The organism is Mycobacterium sp. NGS22, from assembly GCF_059813095.1.
This window is the reverse complement of record NZ_JCALDY010000014.1, coordinates 1-22,222: the sequence shown is the minus strand read 5'-3', so window position 1 is coordinate 22,222 and position 22,222 is coordinate 1. Positions and strand designations below refer to the sequence as shown.

At 66.9% G+C, this 22,222-nt stretch carries 23 protein-coding genes, 1 pseudogene and 1 riboswitch; of the genes and pseudogenes, 15 read left to right on the top strand and 9 right to left on the bottom strand.

The genetic code is table 11. The features are described 5' to 3' along the window. Positions 1 to 30: 30 nt before the first annotated feature. Complete coding sequence (locus tag AC5Y47_RS15055; RefSeq protein ID WP_499944806.1) at positions 31 to 1,800, bottom strand: DUF3556 domain-containing protein; 1,770 nt, start codon at positions 1,798 to 1,800, stop codon at positions 31 to 33. 39 nt (positions 1,801 to 1,839) lie between these two features. Then, on the bottom strand, positions 1,840 to 3,318 hold the full coding sequence (locus tag AC5Y47_RS15050) for a cobyric acid synthase (RefSeq protein WP_499944805.1): 1,479 nt from the start codon (positions 3,316 to 3,318) through the stop codon (positions 1,840 to 1,842). Positions 3,319 to 3,425: 107 nt separating this feature from the next. After that, positions 3,426 to 3,649: riboswitch (cobalamin riboswitch) on the top strand. 120 nt (positions 3,650 to 3,769) lie between these two features. Between AC5Y47_RS15050 and AC5Y47_RS15045 the strand changes: the two genes are divergently transcribed. The 4 genes from AC5Y47_RS15045 to AC5Y47_RS15030 all read left to right on the top strand — a co-directional run bounded on the left by AC5Y47_RS15045 (position 3,770) and on the right by AC5Y47_RS15030 (position 6,441). Then, positions 3,770 to 5,425, top strand: coding sequence for a PPE domain-containing protein (locus AC5Y47_RS15045; RefSeq protein ID WP_499944804.1), 1,656 nt, complete (start codon positions 3,770 to 3,772; stop codon positions 5,423 to 5,425). 61 nt (positions 5,426 to 5,486) lie between these two features. Beyond that, complete coding sequence (locus AC5Y47_RS15040; RefSeq protein ID WP_499943961.1) at positions 5,487 to 5,795, top strand: PE family protein; 309 nt, start codon at positions 5,487 to 5,489, stop codon at positions 5,793 to 5,795. Between the two features lie 33 nt (positions 5,796 to 5,828). Further along, complete coding sequence (esxG, locus tag AC5Y47_RS15035) at positions 5,829 to 6,122, top strand: type VII secretion system protein EsxG (protein ID WP_499943959.1); 294 nt, start codon at positions 5,829 to 5,831, stop codon at positions 6,120 to 6,122. A gap of 28 nt (positions 6,123 to 6,150) precedes the next feature. Further along, the gene (locus AC5Y47_RS15030) at positions 6,151 to 6,441 is read left to right on the top strand and encodes a WXG100 family type VII secretion target (protein WP_499944803.1); all 291 of its coding nucleotides are present in this window, start codon (positions 6,151 to 6,153) and stop codon (positions 6,439 to 6,441) included. Between the two features lie 43 nt (positions 6,442 to 6,484). Here AC5Y47_RS15030 and prpD read toward each other — a convergent pair whose 3' ends face one another. Further along, complete coding sequence (gene prpD, locus AC5Y47_RS15025) at positions 6,485 to 7,990, bottom strand: 2-methylcitrate dehydratase PrpD (RefSeq protein ID WP_499944802.1); 1,506 nt, start codon at positions 7,988 to 7,990, stop codon at positions 6,485 to 6,487. A 128-nt stretch (positions 7,991 to 8,118) separates the two neighbouring features. Here prpD and AC5Y47_RS15020 point away from each other — a divergent pair, with 128 nt between their 5' ends. Together AC5Y47_RS15020 and AC5Y47_RS15015 are read left to right on the top strand one after the other, a co-directional pair. After that, positions 8,119 to 9,468: a flavin monoamine oxidase family protein gene (locus tag AC5Y47_RS15020; protein WP_499944801.1), complete on the top strand. Its 1,350-nt coding sequence runs from the start codon at positions 8,119 to 8,121 to the stop codon at positions 9,466 to 9,468. A gap of 119 nt (positions 9,469 to 9,587) precedes the next feature. Next, positions 9,588 to 9,782 (top strand): annotated as a pseudogene (locus tag AC5Y47_RS15015) (hypothetical protein); the annotation flags it as partial. A 10-nt stretch (positions 9,783 to 9,792) separates the two neighbouring features. On the opposite strand, the gene AC5Y47_RS15010 reads toward AC5Y47_RS15015, so the two are convergent. Then, positions 9,793 to 10,305, bottom strand: a complete 513-nt coding sequence (locus tag AC5Y47_RS15010) for a DoxX family protein (protein ID WP_499944800.1) — start codon at positions 10,303 to 10,305, stop codon at positions 9,793 to 9,795. Positions 10,306 to 10,428: 123 nt separating this feature from the next. On the opposite strand from AC5Y47_RS15010, the gene AC5Y47_RS15005 reads away from it, so the two are divergent. Both AC5Y47_RS15005 and AC5Y47_RS15000 read left to right on the top strand, forming a co-directional pair. Beyond that, positions 10,429 to 11,907, top strand: coding sequence for a pyruvate, phosphate dikinase (locus tag AC5Y47_RS15005; protein WP_499944799.1), 1,479 nt, complete (start codon positions 10,429 to 10,431; stop codon positions 11,905 to 11,907). Continuing rightward, positions 11,904 to 12,509, top strand: coding sequence for a winged helix DNA-binding protein (locus AC5Y47_RS15000; RefSeq protein ID WP_499944798.1), 606 nt, complete (start codon positions 11,904 to 11,906; stop codon positions 12,507 to 12,509). The genes AC5Y47_RS15005 and AC5Y47_RS15000 overlap by 4 nt, the downstream gene beginning before the upstream one ends. A 3-nt stretch (positions 12,510 to 12,512) precedes the next feature. Here the strand turns inward: AC5Y47_RS15000 and AC5Y47_RS14995 are convergent, their stop codons facing one another. The 3 genes from AC5Y47_RS14995 to AC5Y47_RS14985 all read right to left on the bottom strand — a co-directional run bounded on the left by AC5Y47_RS14995 (position 12,513) and on the right by AC5Y47_RS14985 (position 15,190). Continuing rightward, entirely contained in the window at positions 12,513 to 13,739 is a 1,227-nt protein-coding gene (locus AC5Y47_RS14995; protein ID WP_499944797.1) for a WS/DGAT domain-containing protein, read from the bottom strand. 8 nt (positions 13,740 to 13,747) lie between these two features. Beyond that, positions 13,748 to 14,650, bottom strand: coding sequence for an alpha/beta fold hydrolase (locus AC5Y47_RS14990; RefSeq protein WP_499944796.1), 903 nt, complete (start codon positions 14,648 to 14,650; stop codon positions 13,748 to 13,750). A gap of 66 nt (positions 14,651 to 14,716) precedes the next feature. Beyond that, on the bottom strand, positions 14,717 to 15,190 hold the full coding sequence (locus tag AC5Y47_RS14985; RefSeq protein ID WP_499944795.1) for a VOC family protein: 474 nt from the start codon (positions 15,188 to 15,190) through the stop codon (positions 14,717 to 14,719). A 135-nt stretch (positions 15,191 to 15,325) separates the two neighbouring features. Here AC5Y47_RS14985 and AC5Y47_RS14980 point away from each other — a divergent pair, with 135 nt between their 5' ends. Genes AC5Y47_RS14980 through AC5Y47_RS14960 form a run of 5 tightly spaced genes read left to right on the top strand, consistent with a single transcriptional unit; the run spans position 15,326 to position 19,311 of the window. Further along, entirely contained in the window at positions 15,326 to 16,189 is an 864-nt protein-coding gene (locus AC5Y47_RS14980; protein WP_499944794.1) for an SDR family NAD(P)-dependent oxidoreductase, read from the top strand. Between the two features lie 9 nt (positions 16,190 to 16,198). Continuing rightward, the gene (locus tag AC5Y47_RS14975) at positions 16,199 to 16,768 is read left to right on the top strand and encodes a nuclear transport factor 2 family protein (RefSeq protein WP_499944793.1); all 570 of its coding nucleotides are present in this window, start codon (positions 16,199 to 16,201) and stop codon (positions 16,766 to 16,768) included. Next, positions 16,765 to 17,832, top strand: coding sequence for an NAD(P)H-dependent amine dehydrogenase family protein (locus AC5Y47_RS14970; RefSeq protein WP_499944970.1), 1,068 nt, complete (start codon positions 16,765 to 16,767; stop codon positions 17,830 to 17,832). Before AC5Y47_RS14975 ends, AC5Y47_RS14970 begins: the two co-directional genes overlap by 4 nt. Then, on the top strand, positions 17,829 to 18,452 hold the full coding sequence (locus tag AC5Y47_RS14965) for a TetR/AcrR family transcriptional regulator (protein WP_499944792.1): 624 nt from the start codon (positions 17,829 to 17,831) through the stop codon (positions 18,450 to 18,452). Before AC5Y47_RS14970 ends, AC5Y47_RS14965 begins: the two co-directional genes overlap by 4 nt. 1 nt (position 18,453) lies before the next feature. Next, complete coding sequence (locus AC5Y47_RS14960; protein WP_499944791.1) at positions 18,454 to 19,311, top strand: alpha/beta fold hydrolase; 858 nt, start codon at positions 18,454 to 18,456, stop codon at positions 19,309 to 19,311. 75 nt (positions 19,312 to 19,386) lie between these two features. On the opposite strand, the gene gnd is transcribed toward AC5Y47_RS14960, so the two are convergent. Then, a complete protein-coding gene (gnd, locus tag AC5Y47_RS14955; RefSeq protein ID WP_499944790.1) occupies positions 19,387 to 20,409 on the bottom strand; it encodes a phosphogluconate dehydrogenase (NAD(+)-dependent, decarboxylating) in 1,023 nt (340 codons plus the stop codon). Positions 20,410 to 20,531: 122 nt separating this feature from the next. On the opposite strand from gnd, the gene AC5Y47_RS14950 reads away from it, so the two are divergent. Further along, positions 20,532 to 21,365 carry an adenylate/guanylate cyclase domain-containing protein gene (locus tag AC5Y47_RS14950; RefSeq protein ID WP_499944789.1) on the top strand — a complete coding sequence of 278 codons (834 nt, stop codon included), beginning with the start codon at positions 20,532 to 20,534 and terminating at the stop codon, positions 21,363 to 21,365. Here the strand turns inward: AC5Y47_RS14950 and AC5Y47_RS14945 are convergent. Further along, a complete protein-coding gene (locus AC5Y47_RS14945; protein WP_499944788.1) occupies positions 21,317 to 21,493 on the bottom strand; it encodes a hypothetical protein in 177 nt (58 codons plus the stop codon). The genes AC5Y47_RS14950 and AC5Y47_RS14945 overlap by 49 nt on opposite strands. A gap of 42 nt (positions 21,494 to 21,535) precedes the next feature. Here AC5Y47_RS14945 and AC5Y47_RS14940 point away from each other — a divergent pair. Next, on the top strand, positions 21,536 to 22,222 hold a 687-nt coding region (locus tag AC5Y47_RS14940), incomplete at its 3' end, for a guanylate cyclase (protein WP_499944787.1).

The window sequence follows — 22,222 nt, the reverse complement described above, 5'->3', positions numbered from 1 at the left end:
GCGAAACATGCGATTCTGCGTCTGCTCGCGCTACTCGGGCGACTCGCGCGGCTCGGGCGACTCGCGCGGCTCGGGCGGCTCGAACAGCACCTGGACCGGCACGTCGTCGGCCCAGGGCTGGCGGGTCACCATGTCGGCGACCCGGACGTAGCCGCGCTCGAATTCGCCTGTGGCAGCGTCGTATAACCGATAACGCTGGGTCTGCCGGTGGATCGGCTGCGCGTCGAGCAGCACCACCCGCACCTCGCCGGGCTCGAACTGGCAGCGTCGCTGCATCGCCTGGATCAGCTGCTCGTTGTGCATGTGGCCGTCGCCGAAGTTCCAGCCGATCGCGGTGCTGCAGATCCGTTCCCCGTCGGTGATGACGTAGTCCTCCTCGTTCTGCCCCGCCATCGCGCGGTGCGCCAAGGTGAACAGCGCGCGGCCGTGCGTGTTGAAGCCGCGGAACGCATATCCCATGTAGATCGGGATCTGCGCGGCCTCCGGACTGCCGTAGAACCGCTCCAGCTGAGCCTGCGGCATGCTGGCGATCGCGACGATGCCGCGCGAAATCTTCTCGCTCGCCGAAGGTTTGATGCACCACAACGTGGTGTCCCAGTTGCCCGCGTAATACCGCATCCCCGGCAGGAAGGAGATCTTGCGCGGGAACAGGTTGCCGGCGATCACGGTGCCCACCAGCACGGCGAACAGAAGTGCCACCGGCACAGGGTGTCTGACATCACCGAGACCGAGCGTCGGATGGCCGACGAACAGCGTCAGCACCCCGAAGATCATGAAGACGTTCCACTCCAGCGGGACACCCATCGGGATCGCGGACAGGATCCCCAAGTGGAAAATCACCATGGCAATGGCGGCGACTTTGAGTTGCCAGCCTCCCTCGGCGAAGAACAGCGCCACCGGCACGAACATCTCGATGAACGTGCTGGCGTGGGCCAACATGCGCGACAAACGTCCGGGCCGCAGGTCGTCGGGAAACTTCTCGAAGAAACGCCGCTTGAGCCAACGGGTCCGGATCAGCGGGTTGTTGGACATCATCGTGGAGATGACGAACGGGAAGTGCTTGTTGAGCTTGGACGTGGCCGCGCCCATCCAGATCACCAGGAACACCAGTTTGGCGGCGACGATCATGTCGATACCGCCGAACAGGAAGGTCACCGTCAGCGACCCGTAGACCTCGCCGCGGGCGGCCAGAAAGATCACCTTGTCGCGCAACCCGCACGCGCCCAGCACCAGCAGGATCGCCACGATCTGCCATGTCGGCAGCAGCCCGACCTTGCTGCCCACCTCCGGTATCGGCCCGCTGCCGTCGGTGAACAACGCGGTGACCAACAACAGCAGCAGCAGCGCGTACAGCGCGACGTCCAGCGGCTTGCGTTTGGTGCCGAAAGTCAGCGGAACGCGATCCGGCCACGGTGGCAGGCGGATGGTGCCGAACCGCAGCCAGTACAGGATCGAGCCCAGCGGCGGGAAGAACCGGTTGTTCAGCGGCCCGAAGCCGCAGCCCAATCCGACCACCTCGAACAGCATCGTGTACAGCACGATCTTCTCGAAGACGATGGGTTCGGCGTACCAGGCGCGGACATTGGTGAACCCGTCAATTCCTTTGGTGCTCAACACGATCAGCCAGCCGACCAAGATATAGAGCAGGATCTTGACCACATAGAACAGGTGCAGCACGACCGGCGTGCCGAAGCCGACCTCGGCCCAGTGCCGGGCCATCGGGCGGATCCGCTCGCTACGGGTGCCCTTGCTCCATTCGGCGAAGTCGACTTCCGGAAGTTGGGGCTTGAGAAATCCCATGGTTTGACACATTAGAACGTGTTCTAGCGCTGCGGGACCTCACGGCGCTCCCGGCGGGAGGAAGGGCAGCCCCGGCGGGCAGCCGTGCCGGGCGAGTTCGAGGACGGCGTCGACGTCGAGGTGGCGTTCGACGAGATCGCCGAGCAGGTCGAGACGGCGCTCGCGGGCGGCCGAAAAGCACATGCCCGACGGGTCGAGGCCCAGCGCTTCGCGCAGGAACGCCGCGCGCAGGTGGTCGTCTTCCAGGGCGCCGTGCCACATCGTGCCGAACACCTGTGCGTCACGCGCACCGCCGAGGAACTCCGCCACATCCGCGCCGCGGGTGATCCTGCCGTGGTGAATCTCGTATCCGGACGCGGCCACGCCCAGCGCCTCGCCTTGCGGCCGTCGCAGCACTTTGCGGGCGTCGAACGTGGTCTCCACGTCGAGCAGACCCAGCCCCGCGACCTCGGTTGCCGGTGGACCTTCGACGCCGTCCGGGTCGCGGATCACCCGTCCCAGCATCTGGAAACCGCCGCAGATGCCGAGCACGGGCTTACCCGCCGCCGCGTGCGCTGACACCGCCCGGTCCAGGCCCCTGTCCCGCAGCCACGCCAGATCGGCAACCGTCGAGCGGGTGCCCGGCAGCACGATCAGGTCCGCATCGCCCAGAGCACGGCCGTCGGAGACGAACACGATATCCAATCCGGGCTCCAGGCCCAGCGCGTCCACGTCGGTGAAGTTGCTGATTCGGGGTAGTCGCACGACGGCCACGCGGCACGCCGCCGGACCCGACGCGCGTCGGCCCGCCAGGTCGAGTGCGTCTTCGGAGTCCAGCCACAGGTCGGGATGCCACGGCACGGTGCCGTACACCCTGCGCCCGGTGACCCGTTCCAGATCCCGCAGCCCCGGCGCCAGCAGGTCGAGGTCGCCGCGGAACTTGTTCACCGCGAACCCCGCGACCAGCGCCTGGTCCTGGGCGGACAGCAGCGCGACGGTGCCCAGGAACGCCGCGAACACGCCGCCGTGGTCGATGTCGCCGACCACGAGGGTCGGCAGCCCCGCGTGCCGGGCCAACCCCATGTTGACGTAATCGCCTGCGCGCAAGTTGATTTCGGCCGGACTGCCGGCACCTTCGGCAATGACGACGTCGTAGCGGCCGGCGAGGTCGTCGAAGGCCCGGTGCGCCGCCTCGGCCAGCGCGCGCCGTCCTTGCAACCAGTCCGACGACTCCAGCGCACCCCAGGGCTGCCCCAGCAACACCACGTGGCTGCGGTGATCGCTACCCGGCTTGAGCAGGACGGGGTTCATCGCCGGCTCGGGCGTGACCCGCGCCGCCAGGGCCTGCACCCATTGCGCCCGGCCGATCTCCGCACCCGCACCGTCCGGGCCGGTGCAGACCATCGAGTTGTTGGACATGTTCTGCGCCTTGAACGGCGCCACCCGCACCCCGCGTCGGGTCAACGCGCGGCACAATCCCGCGGTGACGGTGCTTTTTCCGGCGTCACTCGTCGTACCCGCCACCAGCAGACCTGACATCAGCACGAGCATGCCACTGTCACCGAATGTGCTCCTGACCACTGCTTGACGACTGGTCCGAAGGCGGCGGTGTCGAGTAACCTTGAGCCCGCAACTGGTTTGCTGGTGACATCGTGACCGTCGCCGGCGTCGAGGGGCCGAACGCTTATCCAGGTTCGCCCCGAGAGGGAACCCGGTGGGAATCCGGGACTGTCCCGCAGCGGTATGCAGGAACGACCGCCGTCAGGCGCACTGGCCCACAGTCCGGGCTGGGAAGCGACGGCCAGTAGGTACATCGATCAGTCGGTGTGTGCCTGTGAGTCCGAAGACCTGCCAGCTGCGCCGGACGCGTCGTGTCCGGCGCCCGGCGCCTCGTGGAGTGGGCGGACGGTCTTTGCTGGAACACAATCGTTCCGGGACTGGACGTTCCGAGGATGGCGGCGGGCATCCCGCCGCACCAAAGGAACCGTCGATGACCGCCCCGATCTGGCTGGCTTCGCCGCCGGAACTGCATTCGGCGCTGCTGAGCAGTGGCCCCGGGCCAGGCCCACTGCAGGCGTCCGCGGCCGAATGGACTTCGCTGAGCGTCACCTACGCCGAGGTCGCCGACGAGTTGTCCGCCCTGCTCGGCGGTGTCCAGGCCGGCGCCTGGGCAGGTCCGACCGCGGCAGCGTACGCAGCCGCTCACGTGCCGTATCTCGCGTGGCTGCGGCAAGCCTCGGCAGATTCCGCTATGTTCGCGGCTCGCCAGGAAGCCGCGGTCGCGGCCTATGCGTCGGCACTGGCGACGATGCCGACTCTGGTCGAACTGGCTGCCAACCACGTCGCGCACGGCGTGCTGACGGCGACCAATTTCTTCGGCATCAACACCATCCCTATCGCGCTCAACGAAGCCGACTACGCGCGGATGTGGATCCAAGCCGCGACCGTGATGGGCACCTACGAGGCCGTCTCCGCCGCGGCGCTGGCAGGCATACCGCCTTCCGGACCGGCCCCGCAGGTCGTGAAATCCGAGGCGCCGGCCACCGCGGAAGCGGCGGCGGATCCGCTGCAGCAGTTCCAGCAGTGGGCGTGGCAGATATATACATCGTTCTACGACAACGTCATTCAGCCGTTCATCGATTCGACGACCACCATCCCGTTCTTCCAGGAGATGTTCGGGGGATTCAACCCCTACCTCATCATCCTGGGTAATCCGCTGACCTATTTCAGTCCGCTCAACATCGCGTTCGCCATCGGCTACCCGATGGACATCGGCACCTATGTGGTCCTGCTGTCGCAGATGTTCTCTTTTGTCGCACTCGATCTCGCTGCCGCGTTCGCTTCGGGCAACCCGTTGACCATCGGCTTCACCATCATGTTCGTCACCGTCGAGATCTTCGGCACGGTGATCACCGACACCATCGCATTGCTCAAGACGACGCTGGAAAGCACTCTCGCGCTGACGTTGACCCTGGTGCCGTTGCTGACCACCCCGTTGGTGCCGCTGGCCGCCGGTGCGGTACTGGCGCCGATCGGCGTCAAAGGGCTGCTGGCGCTGGCGGCGGCGCCTGCGCCGCCGGTGACCGGTGTACCTGGCGCACCCGCGCTGGCCGCGCTCGCGGCGAGCCCTTCGCCTTCCACGCCGAGCCCGGCACCGTCGCCCGTCGAGGTGACCGCGTCGGCCCCGACGCCGGGAACGCCGCCACCGACCGCCGCGCCGCCGACGACGACCGGCACTGGGGTGGGTGCGCACCTGAATGCGTTCGACTACCTGGTAGGCGACCTGGGTTCGACGGCCAAGCGGGTGGCCAGCGGTCGCGCCCGGAAGCCGGCGGCCGAACCCGACAGTGCCGAGATCCCGGCGCCCGCCCCCGCGCCGGAGGAGTTCGCGCCTGCACGCAAGCGGCGGCGCTCGAAGGCCGAAATGCTCGGCCGCGGTTACGAGTACGCCGACTTGGATGACGACGCGTTCAGCACCGTGGGCGTTTCCGAGAAGGGCGCGGGGACGCTGGGATTTGCCGGCGTCGGCCCCAAACGCGGCGCCGAAGCCGTAGGGTTGGTCACGCACGGGGGTGAGGGAACGGCTGTCCCGCTGATGCCCAGCATCTGGGAGGCAGACAAAGGAATCGGAAGCAAACTGCCGTAAGCGCACGCAAAGGGGATGTATCCCCCGATAATTGGAGAAATTGAGCGGAGGGGTGGGCGTCATGACGTTGCGAGTGGTTCCCGAGGGATTGGCCGGCGCCAGCGCCGCGGTGGAGGCGTTGACGGCGCGTCTGGCCGCCGCGCACGCCGCCGCGGCGCCGTTGATCACCGCGGTGGTGCCGCCGGCCGCGGACCCGGTGTCGCTGCAGACCGCCGCCGGGTTCAGTGCGCAGGGGCAGGAGCACGCCGCGGTGGCGGCCCAGGGTGTCGAAGAGCTGGGTCGTGCCGGCGTCGGTGTCGGCACGGCCGGCGCCAGTTACCTCGCCGGTGACGCGGCGGCCGCCGCGACCTATGGGATTGCCGGCGGCTAGCCGGAACCGGAATTCGAATCGAAAGGGAGAGTCATGAGTTTGTTGGATGCGCATATTCCGCAGTTGGTGTCCTCGCAGTCGGCGTTCGGCGCCAAGGCCGGGTTGATGCGGCACACGATCGGTCAGGCCGAGCAGGCCGCGATGTCGGCGCAGGCGTTTCACCAGGGGGAGTCCGCGGCGGCGTTTCAGGCCGCGCACGCCCGGTTCGTGGAGGTCGCGGCGCGGGTGAACACGTTGCTCGACATCGCCCAAGCCAACCTGGGCGAGGCGGCCGGTACCTATGTGGCCGCCGATGCCGCGGCCGCGTCGACCTACACCGGCTTCTGAGCCGGCTCAGACGAGAAAGGGGTTTCTGATGTCGCAGATCATGTACAACTACCCGGCGATGCTCGCTCATGCCGGGGACATGGCGGGCTATGCCGGCACCATGATGGGTTTGGGGGCCGACATCTCCGCCGAGCAGGCCGCGTTGCAGAACGCCTGGCAGGGTGACACCGGTCTGACGTATCAGGCCTGGCAGGTGCAGTGGAACCAGGCCATGGAGGACCTGGTGCGGGCCTATCAGTCGATGGCCAGCACCCACGAGGCCAACACCATGGCAATGCTGGCCCGCGACGGTGCCGAAGCCGCCAAGTGGGGCGGCTAGCCATCGGTTGCTGTCCGACAGTCTCGTAAATCCGGGTGCCTCATCAGAAGATCCCGGCCGGGATCGTCGGCGCCATGGCTCGCACCTCCGGATCGACCAGTAGGTTCAGCGCGCCCAACGTGCCCGGCTGCTGCTGAGCGAGACCGTCCACCACCGTCAGGAACCGTTGCTGCTCGGCACGGGCGATGACGCCCTCGGCCAGGCCGGAGAACTTCCCGATGTAGTCCTGACGCTCAAATGGCTTGGCGCCCAATGGGTGCGCGTCAGCAACGGCGATCTCGTCGACGATCACTTCCCCGTTTTGCATGGTCACTTCCGCACGGGCGCCGAAGGCTTTCTCCAGCGGGTCGCTGGAGTGATATCGCCTGGTCCACTCTGGGTCTTCGACGGTGGATATCTTGTGCCACAGTTCGACGGTGTCCGGTCGGTGCGCCCGCTCCGATGCGTACGACCGTTCATGGTGCCAACTACCGTCCTGCAGAGCCACCGCGAAGATGTACATCACCGAGTGGTCCAGCGTTTCACGCGAGGCGTCCGGATCCATCTTCTGCGGATCGCCTGCGCCGGTGCCGATTACGTAATGGGTGTGGTGGCTGGTGTGGAGCACGATGGTGGCGATCTGCTCGGCGTTGCCGATCCGCTTACGCATCCGGCGGGCCAGGTCGATCAGAGCCTGACTCTGATATTCCGCCGAGTGTTCTTTGGTGTAGGTGTCCAGGATGGCGCGCTTAGGTTCGCCCGGCTCAGGCAACGGGACCTGGTAGGTATGCCCGGGTCCCGACAGCAGCCAGGCGATCACGCCGTCCTCCCCCTCCCAGATGGGTGCCGGGGCACCTTCCCCGCGCATGGCGCGATCGACGGCTTCGATGGCGACCTTGCCGGCCCAGGCGGGAGCGTAGGCCTTCCAACTCGAGATCAATCCCTTCCGCGACTGCCTGGTGGACGTGGACAGGTGTAACGCCTGGCCTACCGCCTGGTAGATGGTCTCCTTGTCCAGCTTCAGCATGGTGCCCAACCCGGCCGCCACCGACGGTCCGAGGTGTGCGACGTGATCGATCTTGTGCTCGTGCAGGCAGATTCCTTTGGTCAGCCCGACCTGGATCTCGTAACCCGTTGCGATGCCACGGATTAAGTCGGCGCCGCTGATACCCAGATGTTGGGCCACGGCCACCAGAGCGGGAATGTTGTCACCCGGATGCGAGTACTCGGCGGCCAGAAACGTGTCGTGGTAGTCCAATTCGCGCACCGCGACCCCGTTGGCCCAAGCGGCCCACTCGGGCGCGTAGTCGCCGTCGACACCGAATACCTTGGCTCCTCGCGCCGTATCCGGATGTGCCAGCGCCTGGGCTCGTGCGACGGTGACCGGACGGCGCAGGAAGGAGGCCGCCGACACCGCGGCGTTGTCGATGATCCGGTTGATCACCATGGACTCGGCATCGCCAGGGACGGCCACCGGGTCCGCAGCGACCTCCGCGATCTTCCAAGCCAACTGCTCATTGCGGGGAAAATCGTCCGCGCTGCGCCGTGTTCGAACGTCGTGGATACGCACAGTCGCACAGTATGCAGAATGTCGATCGGCCGGCCCACAACCGCAATCTTGGGAGAAGCGGGCCAACTCGCACTTCTATCGGTGTAGCTTCCTGCTGGGACGTGCCACGGTCATCAAGGGAGTCAGGCATGACGGATGTCGACTATTGCGTGGTAGGTGCCGGTTTCGCGGGGATGACGGCCGCGCTGCGGTTGAAACAAGCGGGTCGCTCGGTGGCTCTGCTGGAGGCCCGCGATCGGGTCGGTGGCCGCACCTTCACTGTGACCCGCGACGACGGGGTGTGGATCGACCGCGGGGGCGCCTGGATCGGCCCGGGCCAGGACCGGATCTACGCGATGATGAAAGAGTTCGGCGTACCGGAATACAAGCAGCACAACGACGGTGACGCGATGATGGTCGTGGACGGCAAGAAACACCGCTACGGCGGCAAGCTGCCGTGGACGATGAGCCCTTGGGCGGTGGCCAATCTCGGCGTGGCGCTGTTGCGGGTGGAACAGATGTGCAAGGCGATGCCCCGTGAAACCCCTTGGACGGCAAAGGATGCCGCCGAGTGGGACCGGATGAGCGTCGGCGACTGGCTGGAACGCAACGTGCCGTCCGCAGCGGCCCGGGAGATGCTGGACATGGCATTGGGCGGTACCTACACCTGCACGGCGTCCGAGGTGTCGATGCTGTGGATGTTGCTGCAGATGTCCTCCGGCGGTGGTCCTGGATTCGTCATTGGCGGCAAGGGTGGCTCTCAGGATGCCCGCCCGGTCGGCGGGATGGGTGCCATCTATCGACCGATGGTGGCCGAGATCGGCGATGCGCTGCACTTGTCGCGTCCCGTGCGCGAGATCTCGCAGGACGCCGACGGGGTCACGGTCAGCGCCGACGGTCTGACTCTGCGCGCCCGACGGGTGATCGTGGCGATTCCGATGGCCATCGCCAGTTCGATCGTCTACGAGCCGACGCTGCCGGTGGACCGCGCAATGCTGAACCAGCGCATGCCAAGCGGTGCGGTTATCAAGATCTCCCTCGTCTACGACGAGCCGTTCTGGCGGGCCGACGGTTTCTCGGGGCAGTCGGCCGCGCCGGGCACTCCGGTGACGCTGAGCATCGACGCCTGCACCGACACCGGGGACCCGGGCATCATGTGCGCGATCATCGAAGGACCCGCAGCTCGGCGGCTCACCCAGCTCGACGAAGCCGAACGCAGGGCGATCGTCATCGGTGAGCTCGTCGACCGGTACGGCGAAAAGGCAAGTACGCCAGCGGAGTACCACGAACAGAACTGGACCCAGGAGCGGTATTCCGGCGGCGGGATGATCAGTCACACCGGCACCGGCGTACTGACCGAGTTCGGCTCCGCCCTGCGGGCACCGTGCGGCCGTGTGCACTGGGCCGGCACCGAGAGCTCGGCCGTGATGTGCGGGTGGATCGACGGTGCCATTCGGTCCGGAGAGCGGGCGGCGGCCGAGGTGCAGGCGGCGGATTAGGATCTGCGGCGAAATCCTCTGTGGCGCTGGGTTATCCACAGTTGAAGCTTTATCCACAGGTGTGTCTTCGGGGCCGGGGAGTTGTCGGTGTCGCTCCCTAGAATTTGGGGTATGGCGGCGACATCAACGACCTCACCCTGGCCTGTGGCCCCGACAACAGACTGGCCGAAAAAGGCTGGACCACCCGCACCAACACCCAAGGCCACACCGAATGGATCCCACCACACCTGGATCACGGCCAACCCAGAATCAACACCTTCCACCACCCCGAGAAACTCCTGATCCCCGACGACGAGGACGACGACGGCCCGTAGCGGAGCGGCCCTAGCCCGCCTGCGCCGCCGGCGGACGGTAGAAGATCAGCAGCTGTCCGATGGCACCGACCAACCCGAGACCTAGCGAAATCACCAGCCCGGGCCAGCCGGGGAACCACAGCTTGTCACCGAAGATCAGGTAATCGAGGCTGAGCTTGCCCGCACCCACGGTGGCGACCGCGACGGCGCTGAGCGCCAACACCAGGTTGTACTCCCAACCCTCCTTGACGATGAAGAAGCCGTTGGCGCGGTGCACCGTCCAGGCCGCGACGATCATCAGCGACACGAAGCCCGCCGCGGGGATCGGCGTGAACAGCCCGGCCGCCAAGCCCAGACCCGCGGCCGTCTCCGTGGAAGCGGCCACGGTGGCGTGGAACCTCCCGGGCTTCATGCCGATGCTCTCGAACCACCGCGCGGTGCCTGGAATTCGCCCGCCGCCGAAGAATTTGTTCAGGCCGTGCGCGGCCAATGTCAGACCCAGTACCAGCCGCAGAATCAGTAACCCGACATCGATGGCGTTCATACCGTTCAAACTAGATCATCGCTCGTGGCGGTAGCGCGGACCCGCCGGTGTGGGACCATTGCGGACGTTCCGGTGTTTGCCCGCGCAACCAATCGGGCAGGTCAACCAACAAGGGGGTGCATCATGGCTCGTGCCACGCGGGGCCGTGGTTCACGCATCGACACCCTGCCCGACACCGTTGTCCCGCTGGATGGCCAGGCGAACCAACCCCGGGAGATCCTCGGGAACAAGGGCCACGGCATTGACACCATGCGACGGCACAATTTGCCGGTACCACCGGCCTTCTGCATCAGCACCGAGGTCGGCGTCCGTTACCTGACCGACCCTGAGCCGACGATGGACGCGGTCTGGGACGACGTCCTCGACCGGATGCACTGGCTGGAAGAGCAGACCTCGCGCACCTTCGGTCGAGGACCGCGGCCGCTCCTGGTCAGCGTCCGCTCGGGGGCCACCCAGTCGATGCCCGGCATGATGGACACGATCCTCGACCTGGGTATGAACGACGCCGTCGAGCAAGCCTTGACCACGCCCGGCGCCGAGTCGTTTGCCCGCGACACCCGCCGACGGTTCATCACCATGTACCAGCGGGTGGTGGGTGACCAGTCCGGTCCCCCGGACGACGCGTATGCACAGCTGCGCGCCGGCATCGAGGCCGTGTTCGAGTCATGGAACTCCCCGCGCGCCGTCGCCTACCGCGAGCACTACGGCCGCGGCGACGGCGGGGGCACGGCGGTGGTGGTGCAGGCGATGGTGTTCGGCAACCGCTCCCTTAATTCCGGCGCCGGAGTGCTGTCGTCGCGCAATCCGATCACCGGGGCCGACGAGCCGTTCGGTGAATGGCTGCCCGGCGGCCAGGGTGACGACGTGGTGTCCGGACTGGTTGACGTCGAGCCGATCGCCGCACTACGGGACGAGCAACCGGGCGTCTTCGACGAACTGATCGCCGCCGCCCGCAGCCTGGAACGCCTCCATGGCGACGTCCAGGAGATCGAGTTCACCGTCGACGACGGCAAACTATGGCTGCTGCAGACCCGGGCCGCCGAGCGGTCGGCGCAGGCCGCGGTGCGACTGGCGCTGCAGCTGCGGCGCGAACACCTCATCGACGACGCCGAAACCTTGCGCCGCGTGACGCCCGCCCACGTCGAAGCCGTGCTTCGGCCGTCGCTGCAGCCCGAAACACGCTTGGCTGCACCGCTTTTAGCCAAAGGACTACCCGCATGTCCGGGCGTGGCGACGGGCGTGGCATACACCGACGTCGACGAGGCACTCGATGCCGCCGGCCGCGGCGAACAGGTCATCCTGGTGCGCGATCACACCCGCCCCGAGGACGTCCTGGGCATGCTGGCCGCCCAAGGCATCGTCACCGAGGTCGGCGGAGCCGCAAGCCATGCGGCCGTGGTCAGCCGCGAACTCGGCCGGGTTGCCGTGGTGGGCTGCGGCCACGGGGTCGCCTCGGCACTGGCCGGCCGACAGATCACCGTCGACGGCTACGAAGGCGAAGTGCGGCAAGGCATTCTGCCGCTGACCGCATGGTCCGAGCATGATTCACCCGAACTGCGCGAGCTGGCCGAGATCGCCCGACGAGCCCAGGCCGACCGATGACCGAGCTGGCTGTGCTGCAAGCTGTTCGGCTCAAGGGCCGGGTAACCGCCACTGACCTGGCCGCGACCCTGCGCGCCGACGAAGCCGATGTTGCGGAGACGATCGGCCGGCTGACGGCAGATGGCCTGCTCACAGCCGGGCCCACGGTGCGGATCACGCCGACGGGCCGCACACACCTCGCCGACCTGCTCGCCGCCGAGCGCAGCAGCGCCGACACAGCCGTCCTGACCCGGACCTACCACGAATTCCATGCGGTGAACAGCGATTTCAAGGCGCTGATCACCGACTGGCAGCTCAAGGACGGACAGCCCAACAACCATGAGGACACCGCCTACGACGCCGCGGTGCTGGCGCGTCTCGACGACGTGCACCAAAGACTGGCGCCGATCATGGCGACCCTCACCGCGCAACTGCCGCGCCTGTCGGCGTATCCGACGAAGTTGGACGCTGCGCTGGCGAAGGTCAAGGACGGTGAAACCCTATGGCTGACACGGCCTCTCATCGACTCCTACCACACCGTGTGGTTCGAACTGCACGAAGAACTGATCCTGGCTGCCGGGCTGACCCGCGAACAAGCCGCCAGATCCGGCGACGCGGGCTAGTAACTACAGCGCCGCGTCCAGCAGGCGCACATAGGCGTCCACATCCGGCACCGCCGACTCGGCCGCGTTGACGCTGACCGCGACCATGTCGCCGATGCCGTGCACGCCGTGCGTCAGACCCATCACCGGCGACAGCGAAGGGTAGCCGGCGGTGAGCACCACCGCAGCGTCCCCGAAGCGCAGGTCGGCGGCTCCGCGATCGACACTGGACACCACCGTGTTGCCGGCCACCTGCACCGGTCGCGCATCGGGATCGAATTGGGATACGCCCCAACGCAACAACGCCGCCGGCACGGTGGCGAACGCTCGGTCGCCGGCCCGAACCGCAGGGTGCTCGAGGCGACGACGCGCATTCGCCAGGTCTGCGGTGATGCGCCGCAGTCGGTCGGCGTGGCCGAGTCGCGGGTAGAGCCCCACCACCACATTGGCGAAATGGTTATTGCCGAGGCGGGTGCCGGCTTTGGCCATCGGCACCTCCGCGGCCAGCGAGTCGACGTGATCGCCGAGCAACTCCGACATCGCACTGGCCACCGCGGCCAGCACCACGACGGTCACGGTGGCACCGGCCAATTGGGAACGACGGCGCACCAACGTGCGGATTGTCCGCACACCCTGGGGCCGCGCATTCGTAGCCTGTGGCGGGCGGGTCCCCAACCCCGGCGACAACAGCCCAGCCGCGGTGTCGGCGACGAGTTGCCGATGGGTCCGAACGGCGTCGACCGCGCGCCACGGCACCAGACCCGGCCGATGCCTCGGCACTGCAGGCACCGGACCGGGCCGCCCAAACAGTCGAGCCGCCAGCGCAGCGGCCCGCCGGCCGTCACCGAACGCGTGCGTAGCCTGCACGACGACGACGGTGCCGGGTCCCGATACGCCGGGAATGTCGCGTACCGGGGCGAAAACATGTAGCCGCCAAGGCATCCCGTTGCGGCTGAGCTGACTGTCGCCCAAGTCGGCCACCGCCGCCAGGCAGCCGTCCCAGGAGCCGTCCGGCAGGCTGTGGCGGACCGTGCACTCGGGTCCGACGCCGGATGGGTCCCAGCGCGGATAGCGGACGGCACAGTCGTCCTCGGCGCGCACCGCCAAGTCCGGACACGCACGGGCCCGCCGGTGGACGTCCTCGATGGCGCCCTCCAGATCGACAGGTACGCCGTCGAACGCGTACAGCAAGAACTCGTCGTTGGGGACCTTCGCCGACATCCAGTAGAACTGGGCGTCGACGGCCGCCATCCGCATCGTCAAGGGGAACCGATGAATCCCAGCACCAACTCGGCAACCTTCTCCGGCTGTTCGAGCTGTAGGAAATGACCGGCGTGCGCGACGATTTCCAGTTCACTGCCGGCGGGCAGTACCGGTTCCACCCAGCGCGCGAAAGCCGGTGTCATGCAACCGTCGTCGTGACCATGTAGGTAGAGAGTCGGCAACTTCGGCGGTTCGGTCCAGTGCCGGTGCAGTTCGGCATACTGCGCCGGCGGGCGCGTGTTGCGAATCGTGGCGCGGTACGGTCCCAGCGCCGCGCGCCAACTCTCCGGCGTACCGATCGCGGCGTCGACGTGGCGCAGGTCCTCGTCGGCGCGGTAGCCCGGCGACCACCGTCGCCACAGCAGCGGCAGCACCCACGACGCCGACCGTTCCGGCAGGAACGGCAGCTGAAAGTAGCTGATGTACCAGCTGCGCACCAGCTGTGGCGGTATCTCGCGGAACAACCGGCCACGGTCGGGCACCTGACCCAACGGCCGGAAGGCGCCGGCCGGTGGCACCGACATGATTACCGCCTTGGCGAACGGACTGTCGGGCAGCGCCGCCAGGCCGCCGGCCGCCATCGCACCCCAGTCGTGGCCGATGATCACGTCACGCTCGGAGCCGCCCGCGGCCGTTCGCACCCGCAGCGCATCATCCATCAGCGCCCCGATGTGATAGCTGCCGTCGGCAGGAATCGACGACGGCGCGTACCCGCGCATGAACGGCGCCACCACCCGCCAACCCGCCTCGGCCAGCCGCGGCGCGATCTTGCGCCAACCGTAGGCGGTGTCGGGAAAGCCGTGCAGACACAACGCAATCGGTGCATCGGTGGGACCCCAGGTCAGGGCCTTGAGGTCACCGTTGGGGCCTTTGACGTCGACCCAGCGTGGTTCGGACAACACGACTCCTGTTCATCGACCGCTCAGTCCAACGTAATGGGCAGCCGAGGAGAGCAGAAGTCCCGCTTACATGTGCGCGACGGCTTTTTCGAGGTCGGCCACGATGACCTTGCTCATCCCGTGCATGGCTTTGGTGGCCGCGGCTGCGCGCGCCGGGTCGGGATCGTTGACCAGTTCCAGGAGCCGGTCCGGGACGATCTGCCAACTCAGGCCGAAGCGGTCCTTGAGCCAGCCGCACTCGGACTCCTCGCCGCCGTCGGTCAGCTTCTCCCAGTAGTAGTCGACTTCGTCCTGGTCTTTGCAATGCACCATGAACGACACCGCCTCGTCGAACGTGAAGTGCGGTCCGCCGTTGATGCCCATGAACCGGGTGCCGTCGAGCACGAACGTCCCGTAGGCCGTCGAGCCGGGCTCGCCGGGTCCCACCTCGGTGTACTTGGTGTACCCCTCGACGTGCGAGTTCGGGAACACCGAGGTGTAGAACTCGGCCGCTTCCTCGAGGTTGTCGTCGAACCACAATGCGGGCGTGATAGCCGGCATGTCGCCTCCTTGTCGTTTGGCTTCTGCTACCGGGATAGACCCGAAGGAGGACGGGAACTCATCGCGCACGCCCAGATTGCAATCTCGACAGCCCGACACTTGCCGAAAAAGATTACAGCTGTAATCATCTGACGGGTGGGCTCACTGGACGGCAAAGTCGCCGTCGTCACCGGCACCAGCCGCGGCGTCGGCGTGGGCATCGCGCACGAGTTGTTGCGCGCCGGAGCCACCGTCGTCGGGTGCTCGCGAAGCGCGCTACCGGCCCTGCCCGGTGTCGAGGCCGAACCCGAATGGGCTCGACGCAGCGCCCAAATGGTTTGTGACCAAGGCGATTACCACGCCATCGACGCGTTCGTACAGCAGGTGGCCGACGACTACGGCCGCATCGACATCCTGGTCAACAACGCCGGCGGCACCGTGCCGACGCCGCACGTCGACGACGTCCCGAAGCTGGTGCAGCGCCTGCAGGGCGCACCACGCAGCGACGACGACTTCGAACGCACCGCGCTGTTCCACGCGTTCGCGGTGCAGATGAATCTGATCAGCCCGATGTGGTTCGCCATCCGCGCCTACCGGCAGATGAAGACCCAGGACGGCACCGGGTGCATCGTCAACGTCTCCAGCGGCGCCAGTCATCCGGCGGGCTCACCCACGCTGGTGTCCTACGGCGCGGCCAAGTCGGGCCTGAACCACATGACGCGGTCGCTGGCCCAGGAGTGGGGACCCAAGGTGCGGGTCAACTGTGTGGCGCTGGGTCCGACGATCACCGAGAACTTCCGCGCGTTGGTGCTGGACAAAGACGACCCGACCGGCACCGAATACTTCGCCAAGGTCCCGATGAAGCGGGGCGGCGAATCCGCCGAGGTGGGTCGCACGGTGGTCTTCTTGGCCTCGGGCGCAGCAGATTTCATCAACGGCACCACCATCGAGATCGACGGCGGTATGTTGCCGGGCGTGCTGTACGAGGCGGGCCTGAAGACCATCACCGATCTGCTGTGAGGAGCTGAAATGCCGTACGACAGAGACGACTTCGACGATTTCTGGACGGCTTGGCTGGACGTCAACCGTCAGGCGCAGGACTCCGGCGACTGGGGTGTGATGGCCGATTTCTACGAGCCCGACGCCACCTATGGCTGGTCCTATTCGCCGACCGACCAGTTCATGGCCAACGGGCGCGATGAGATTCGCGACCTCGCCTTGGGCACCGAGATGCTGGGCTTCCAGGGCTGGATATATCCATACCAGACAGTGCTTTTCGACGACCGATCCGGACAGGCGTTCGGTCTGTGGCGCCAGCTGTCCACATTTACCTCACCTGATGGCGAGCCGTACGAGATCCAGGGACTGGGCGGCAGCTGGTTTCAGTACAGCGGACACCGCAGCTGGTCCTGGCAGCGCGACATCTTCGACGTCGGAATGGCGACGGCGGCAATGCTGGACATCCTGCGCGACGGCAGGAACTCCCCGGAACTCGACGCGCGCATGGTCGCCATCCGCGGCGGCAAACAACCCGGACACTACGGGTCGTGGGCCGAAATGCCGGCGCCGCTATGGCCGATCCCGACGACCCTGACATGAGGCGGGTCATCCAATTTTCGACGGGCAATGTCGGCCGGCATGCCCTGCGCATGCTGATCGAGCGGCCCGGACTCGAACTGGTCGGTGTGCACGCGCGCAGTGCCGACAAGGTGGGGCGCGACGCCGCCGAACTGTGCGGATTGCCGACGCCGACGGGCATCACGGCCACCGACGACGTCGACGCTCTGGTTGGCCTGCGCGCCGACTGCGTCGTCTACACCTCGCAGGCCGAGACCCGGCCGCAGGAGGCTCTCGCGGAGATCACCCGCTTCCTACGGTCCGGCACCAACGTGGTCGGCTCGTCGTTCGTGTGGCTGGTCGCGCCGGAACAGGCCGGACGGTGGTTACGCGAACCGCTACACCAGGCCTGCGCCGACGGCGACGCCACGCTGTACGTCAACGGCGTCGACCCCGGCTTCTCCGGCGACACGCTTGCCTACACCGGGCTGAGCCTGACCGAGCGCGCCACCGGCATCACCGTGCAGGAGATCTGCGACTACGCCAGCTATGACGACGCTGAATTCACCGGTGTGAGTTTCGGTTTCGGCACTTCGCCGGATCACACCCCGATCATGTTCTCGCCCGGCGTGCTGACGTCGATGTGGGGCGTGCAGGTGCGCAGCCTCGCCCGGGACCTGGGCGTCGAACTCGACGAGATACGGGAGCGCTGCGAGAAGTGGGTGACACCCGAACCCATCGACTGCGTGATGATGCACGTCGACCCGGGACAGGTGGCCGCCGTGCGGTTCGGGGTCGAAGGCGTGCACAACGGCCGCACCGTGATCACCATGGAACACGTCAACCGACTCGGCGCGGCCACCGCCCCTGACTGGCCCTATCCTCCGGACGGCCGGCTCGGCGTGCACCGCGTGGTCGTCGAGGGCAGCCCCGGTGTGGAGATCAACACCCACCTGGGCGGAGCGATCGACCACAACGAAGGTGGTGTGATCGCCACGGCGGCGCGGGTGGTCAACTCGATCGACGCGGTGTGCCGCGCGCCCAGCGGCATCCTGGCCGCCCACCACCTCAGGCCGCTCGATCACCTGCGCGACGTGATGTGGTGACAGCGCGTAGACCGACGTCCGGCGCGCAGGCCCGCGCCGAGCGCAGCCGTCAGACCGTGATCGACGAAACCGTTCGCTACATCCTGCAGGAGGGGTTCGCCCCGCCGAGCATCCGGCAGATCACCGAGCGCGCCGGATTGACCTGGGGCGCAGTGCAATACCACTTCGGTGACCTGGACGGGATCTTGATGGCCGTGGTGGACAACGGCTTTGAGGATCTGTTGCGCACCTTGGACGAGTTACCCGCCCAAGTGGAGCGGATTCGGCCCGAACAGCGCCCGTCGTTCGTCGTCGAAGCGGTATGGCGCGCATTTTCCAGTCCGACGTCAATGGCAGCCCTGGAGATCCTGATCGCCACCCGCGGCGCCCGCACCGCCACCGCCAACGCCCACTTGACCGCGATGACCGCCCGCATGACCGAGATCGGCGAGCACCTCGGCACCGGCATCGCTCCCGCGCAGGCGAGCCGGCTGGGCAACCTCATCTGGAGCACCATCCGCGGTCTGGTTGCCCTGCAACTGACGTGGCCAAAGCCGCTGGACAGCACCCGAGACCGACAGATGCTCGTCGAAGTCATCAGCGCCTACCTGACCGTCCACCGAATCAAAGGAGACTCCTGAGATGACCAGCACCCCCCAGACCGTCGAGTTCTCCGGGGTCGACGGGATCACCCTGATCGCCGACGAATGGAACGGCGGCACAACCGATTCCGACCGGCCCACGATCCTGATGCTGCACGGCGGCGGCCAGAATCGGTTCTCCTGGAAGAACACCGGGCAGATCCTGGGCGACGACGGCTACCACGTGATCGCGATCGACACCCGCGGGCACGGCGACAGTGACCGCGCACCCGATGCCGACTACGACGTGGAGACGCTGACCGCCGACGTCTTGCACGTTCTCGACGCGATCGGGCGCCCGGTGGTGATCATCGGGGCCAGCATGGGCGGGTTGACCGGCATCCTGGTCGCCGACCGCGCCGGCCCGCAACGGGTGTCCAAGTTGGTGCTCGTCGACGTGGTGCCGCGGTTCGAAAAGAACGGCAGCGCCCGGATCCGGGATTTCATGATGACCAACATCGACGGATTCGAGACGCTCGAGCAGGCCGCCGACGCCGTCGCGGCGTACCTGCCGCACCGGACCAAACCGCGCAGCCCCGAAGGTCTGAAGAAGAACCTGCGCCTGCGCGACGGCCGCTGGTACTGGCATTGGGATCCGGCGTTCATGACCAAGCCAGGCGATGACCCGGAACTGCGCACCGAGGGCTTCGAGCAGGCGGCCGCGAATCTGACGATCCCGGTGTTGCTGATCCGGGGCAAATTGTCCGACGTGGTGAGTCCCGAAGGCGTCGAACACTTTCTGAGCCAAGTGCCCGGCGCGGAGTTCGCCGAACTGTCCAACGCGGGGCACACCGCGGCCGGCGACGACAACGATGCGTTCAGCGAAGTCGTGGTGGCATTCGTCGAACGAGCGTCCTGACGCGCGAGTGGGAATTGCACGACGCGACACGCGCTAGATGCGTCGCAGGATTCACGCTCGCCGGCGGGTGAGTAGTCAGTTGGCCGGCTTCTCCGCGTGCCCGCCGAACTGCTTGCGCATCGCCGACAGCGCCTTGTTGGCGAAGTCGTCGAGGTCGCGCGAAGCGAACCGCGACTGCAGCGCCGTCGTCAGCACCGGGGCGGGAACGCCTTCGTCGATCGCCGCGATAGAAGTCCAGCGCCCCTCCCCCGAATCCGAGACCCGACCGGAGAACTCCTTCAGGTCCGGCGATTCGTGCAGCGCGATCGCGGTGAGGTCAAGCAGCCAGGAGCCGATGACGCTGCCGCGTCGCCACACCTCAGCCACGTCCGGGATGTCGAAGTCGTATTGGTAGAACTCCGGATTCGACAGCGGCGCGGTCTCGGCGTCGCTTTCCTGGATTCGGGTGCCGATGTCGGCGTTGCGCAGAATGTTCAGGCCCTCGGCGAGCGAGGCCATCATCCCGTACTCGATGCCGTTGTGCACCATCTTGACGAAGTGCCCGGCGCCGGCCGGACCGCAATGCAGGTAACCCTGTTCGGCCTGCGCGACCTTGCCCTCGCGCCCCGGGGTCCGCTCGGCGGCGTTCACTCCTGGTGCGATGCTGGCGAAGATCGGTTCGGCGTGCTCGAAGGCGTCGGTGTCACCGCCGATCATCAGACAGTAACCCCGTTCCCGCCCCCACACACCTCCGCTGGTGCCGCAGTCCAGCAACCGGATCCCGTTCTCGGACAACGTCTTAGCGTGTCGCATGTCGTCACGGTAGTAGGAGTTGCCGCCGTCGATGACGATGTCGCCGGGTTCCAGGATGCCGGCCAGTTCGTCGATGACCCCGGTGGTGATGGTGCCCGCCGGGACCATGACCCAGACCAGGCGTGGAGTGGCGAGCTTGTCGCGTAACTCCTCCAAAGAGGCGACCCCGGTGGTGTTTTGATCCTTGGCCATCGCCTTGACGGCGTCAGGACTGTTGTCGTACACCACACACTCGTGGCCGGCTTTGACCACGCGGCGCACGATGTTGGCACCCATCCTGCCCAGACCGATCATGCCCAGCTGCATCTTGTCTCCTTCCTGCCGTCACCGGCAGTTCCAAGAATCACCAACACATCTGCGAGTTCCCGTCGTAGACAAACCCTAGACATGATCGGGCCGCCGAGATAGCGCTGCGACAGGCTGTCAGGATGTTCGGCATGGGTGATGCGCTGCAGATCGTGGTCTACATCCTGGGTGCAATCGCGGCCGGCGAGGCCGTCGGACTGGTGGTGCTGTGGCGTCTGCTGGACCGCAGCCGGAAAGAACTGGCCGAGCTTCAGCATCGGGCCGACGTCCGCACCCGGCTCTGGTCCGGTGGCCGCGAGGCCGTCAAACAGGTATGGAATACCGCCAACCTGGTACGCAAAGAGGGTTTCGGGGCGGCGGTGCGCAGCTCGATCGAGGACCTGGCGGACTGGGCCGAGGTGGAGCGGCCGGATCTGGCGAAAGTCACCAAGGATGGCCGCGTAGTGATCTTGTTCTCCGACATCGAGGAGTCCACCGCGCTGAACGAACGGATCGGCGACCGGGCCTGGGTCAAGCTGATCGGCGCGCACGACAAGCTGGTTCAGGAGCGGGTGCGAAAGCGCGAAGGTCACGTGGTCAAGAGCCAGGGCGACGGCTACATGGTCGCCTTCGCCCGCGCCGACCAGGCGGTGCGGTGTGGTCGCGACGTGCAGAACGCCATCCTGCGAGACGGAAAACGCAAGCGCCACCAAGAGATTCGGGTGCGCATCGGCATCCACATGGGTCGCTCGGTGCGCCGCGGTGACGACCTGTTCGGCCGCAACGTCGCGATGGCGGCCCGGGTCGCCGCGCAGGCCGAAGGCGGCGAGATCCTGGTCAGCGAACCGGTGCGGGATGCCGTGGTGGACTGCGACGACATCGGTTTCGACGACGGCCGCGAGGTCGAGCTCAAAGGTTTCTCCGGCAGTTACCGGTTGTTCGCGGTGGAGTCCGAACCCGACTCGGCCAATCGCTGATGCAGCCGGGCCCGGATTTCGTCCGGCGTGTACGCGCGGCGTTTGCGTTGATCACGCACCACCAGCGCACCGCCGGCGACGACGCCCGCAGCGCCGGCCAGCCCGATCCACTTCCAGATGTTGCGCATCCGGACAGGCTATCGCTGCCTGTCTCTGCCTAGAGTGCTCTGGTGGACTCGAGCACGCTCACCCTGGATCAAGCGCTGGCCGAAACCCGAACCGGCGACCTGTGGCTGTTTCGCGGCGTCTCGCGACCCGACCGTGCGATTCAGACGCTGACCAACGCTCCGGTGAACCACGTCGGCATGACGGTGGCCATCGACGACCTGCCGCCGCTGATCTGGCATGCCGAATTGGGCGACAAGCTCCTCGACGTGTGGACCGGCACCAATCAGCGCGGCGTGCAGCTCAATGACGCCCGGCAGGTCTTCGAGCGGTGGACCCAGAACTATCACCAGCGTTGCTGGCTGCGCCAGCTCACGCCGTACGCCAACCGCGAGCAGGAGGATGCCCTGCTGCAGGTGATCGCCCGGATGAACGGCACGGCGTTTCCCACCAGTGCGCGGCTGACGAGCCGTTGGCTGCGCGGCCGGCTGCCCACCGTCAACGACTGGTTCCGTGGAATCCCGTTGCTGGACAGGAAGGTTCGCGAGCACACCGAGCGCCGCAAATCAGAAGAGCGCAAGATGGGGATGGCCACGGCGTACTGCGCGGAGACGGTCGCGGTGACCTACGAGGAGATGGGTCTGCTCGTCACCGACAAGGACACCAACTGGTTCGACCCGGGCAAGTTCTGGAGCGGCGACTCGTTGCCGCTGGCTCCGGGCTACGAGCTCGGCAAGGAGATCGCGGTCAGC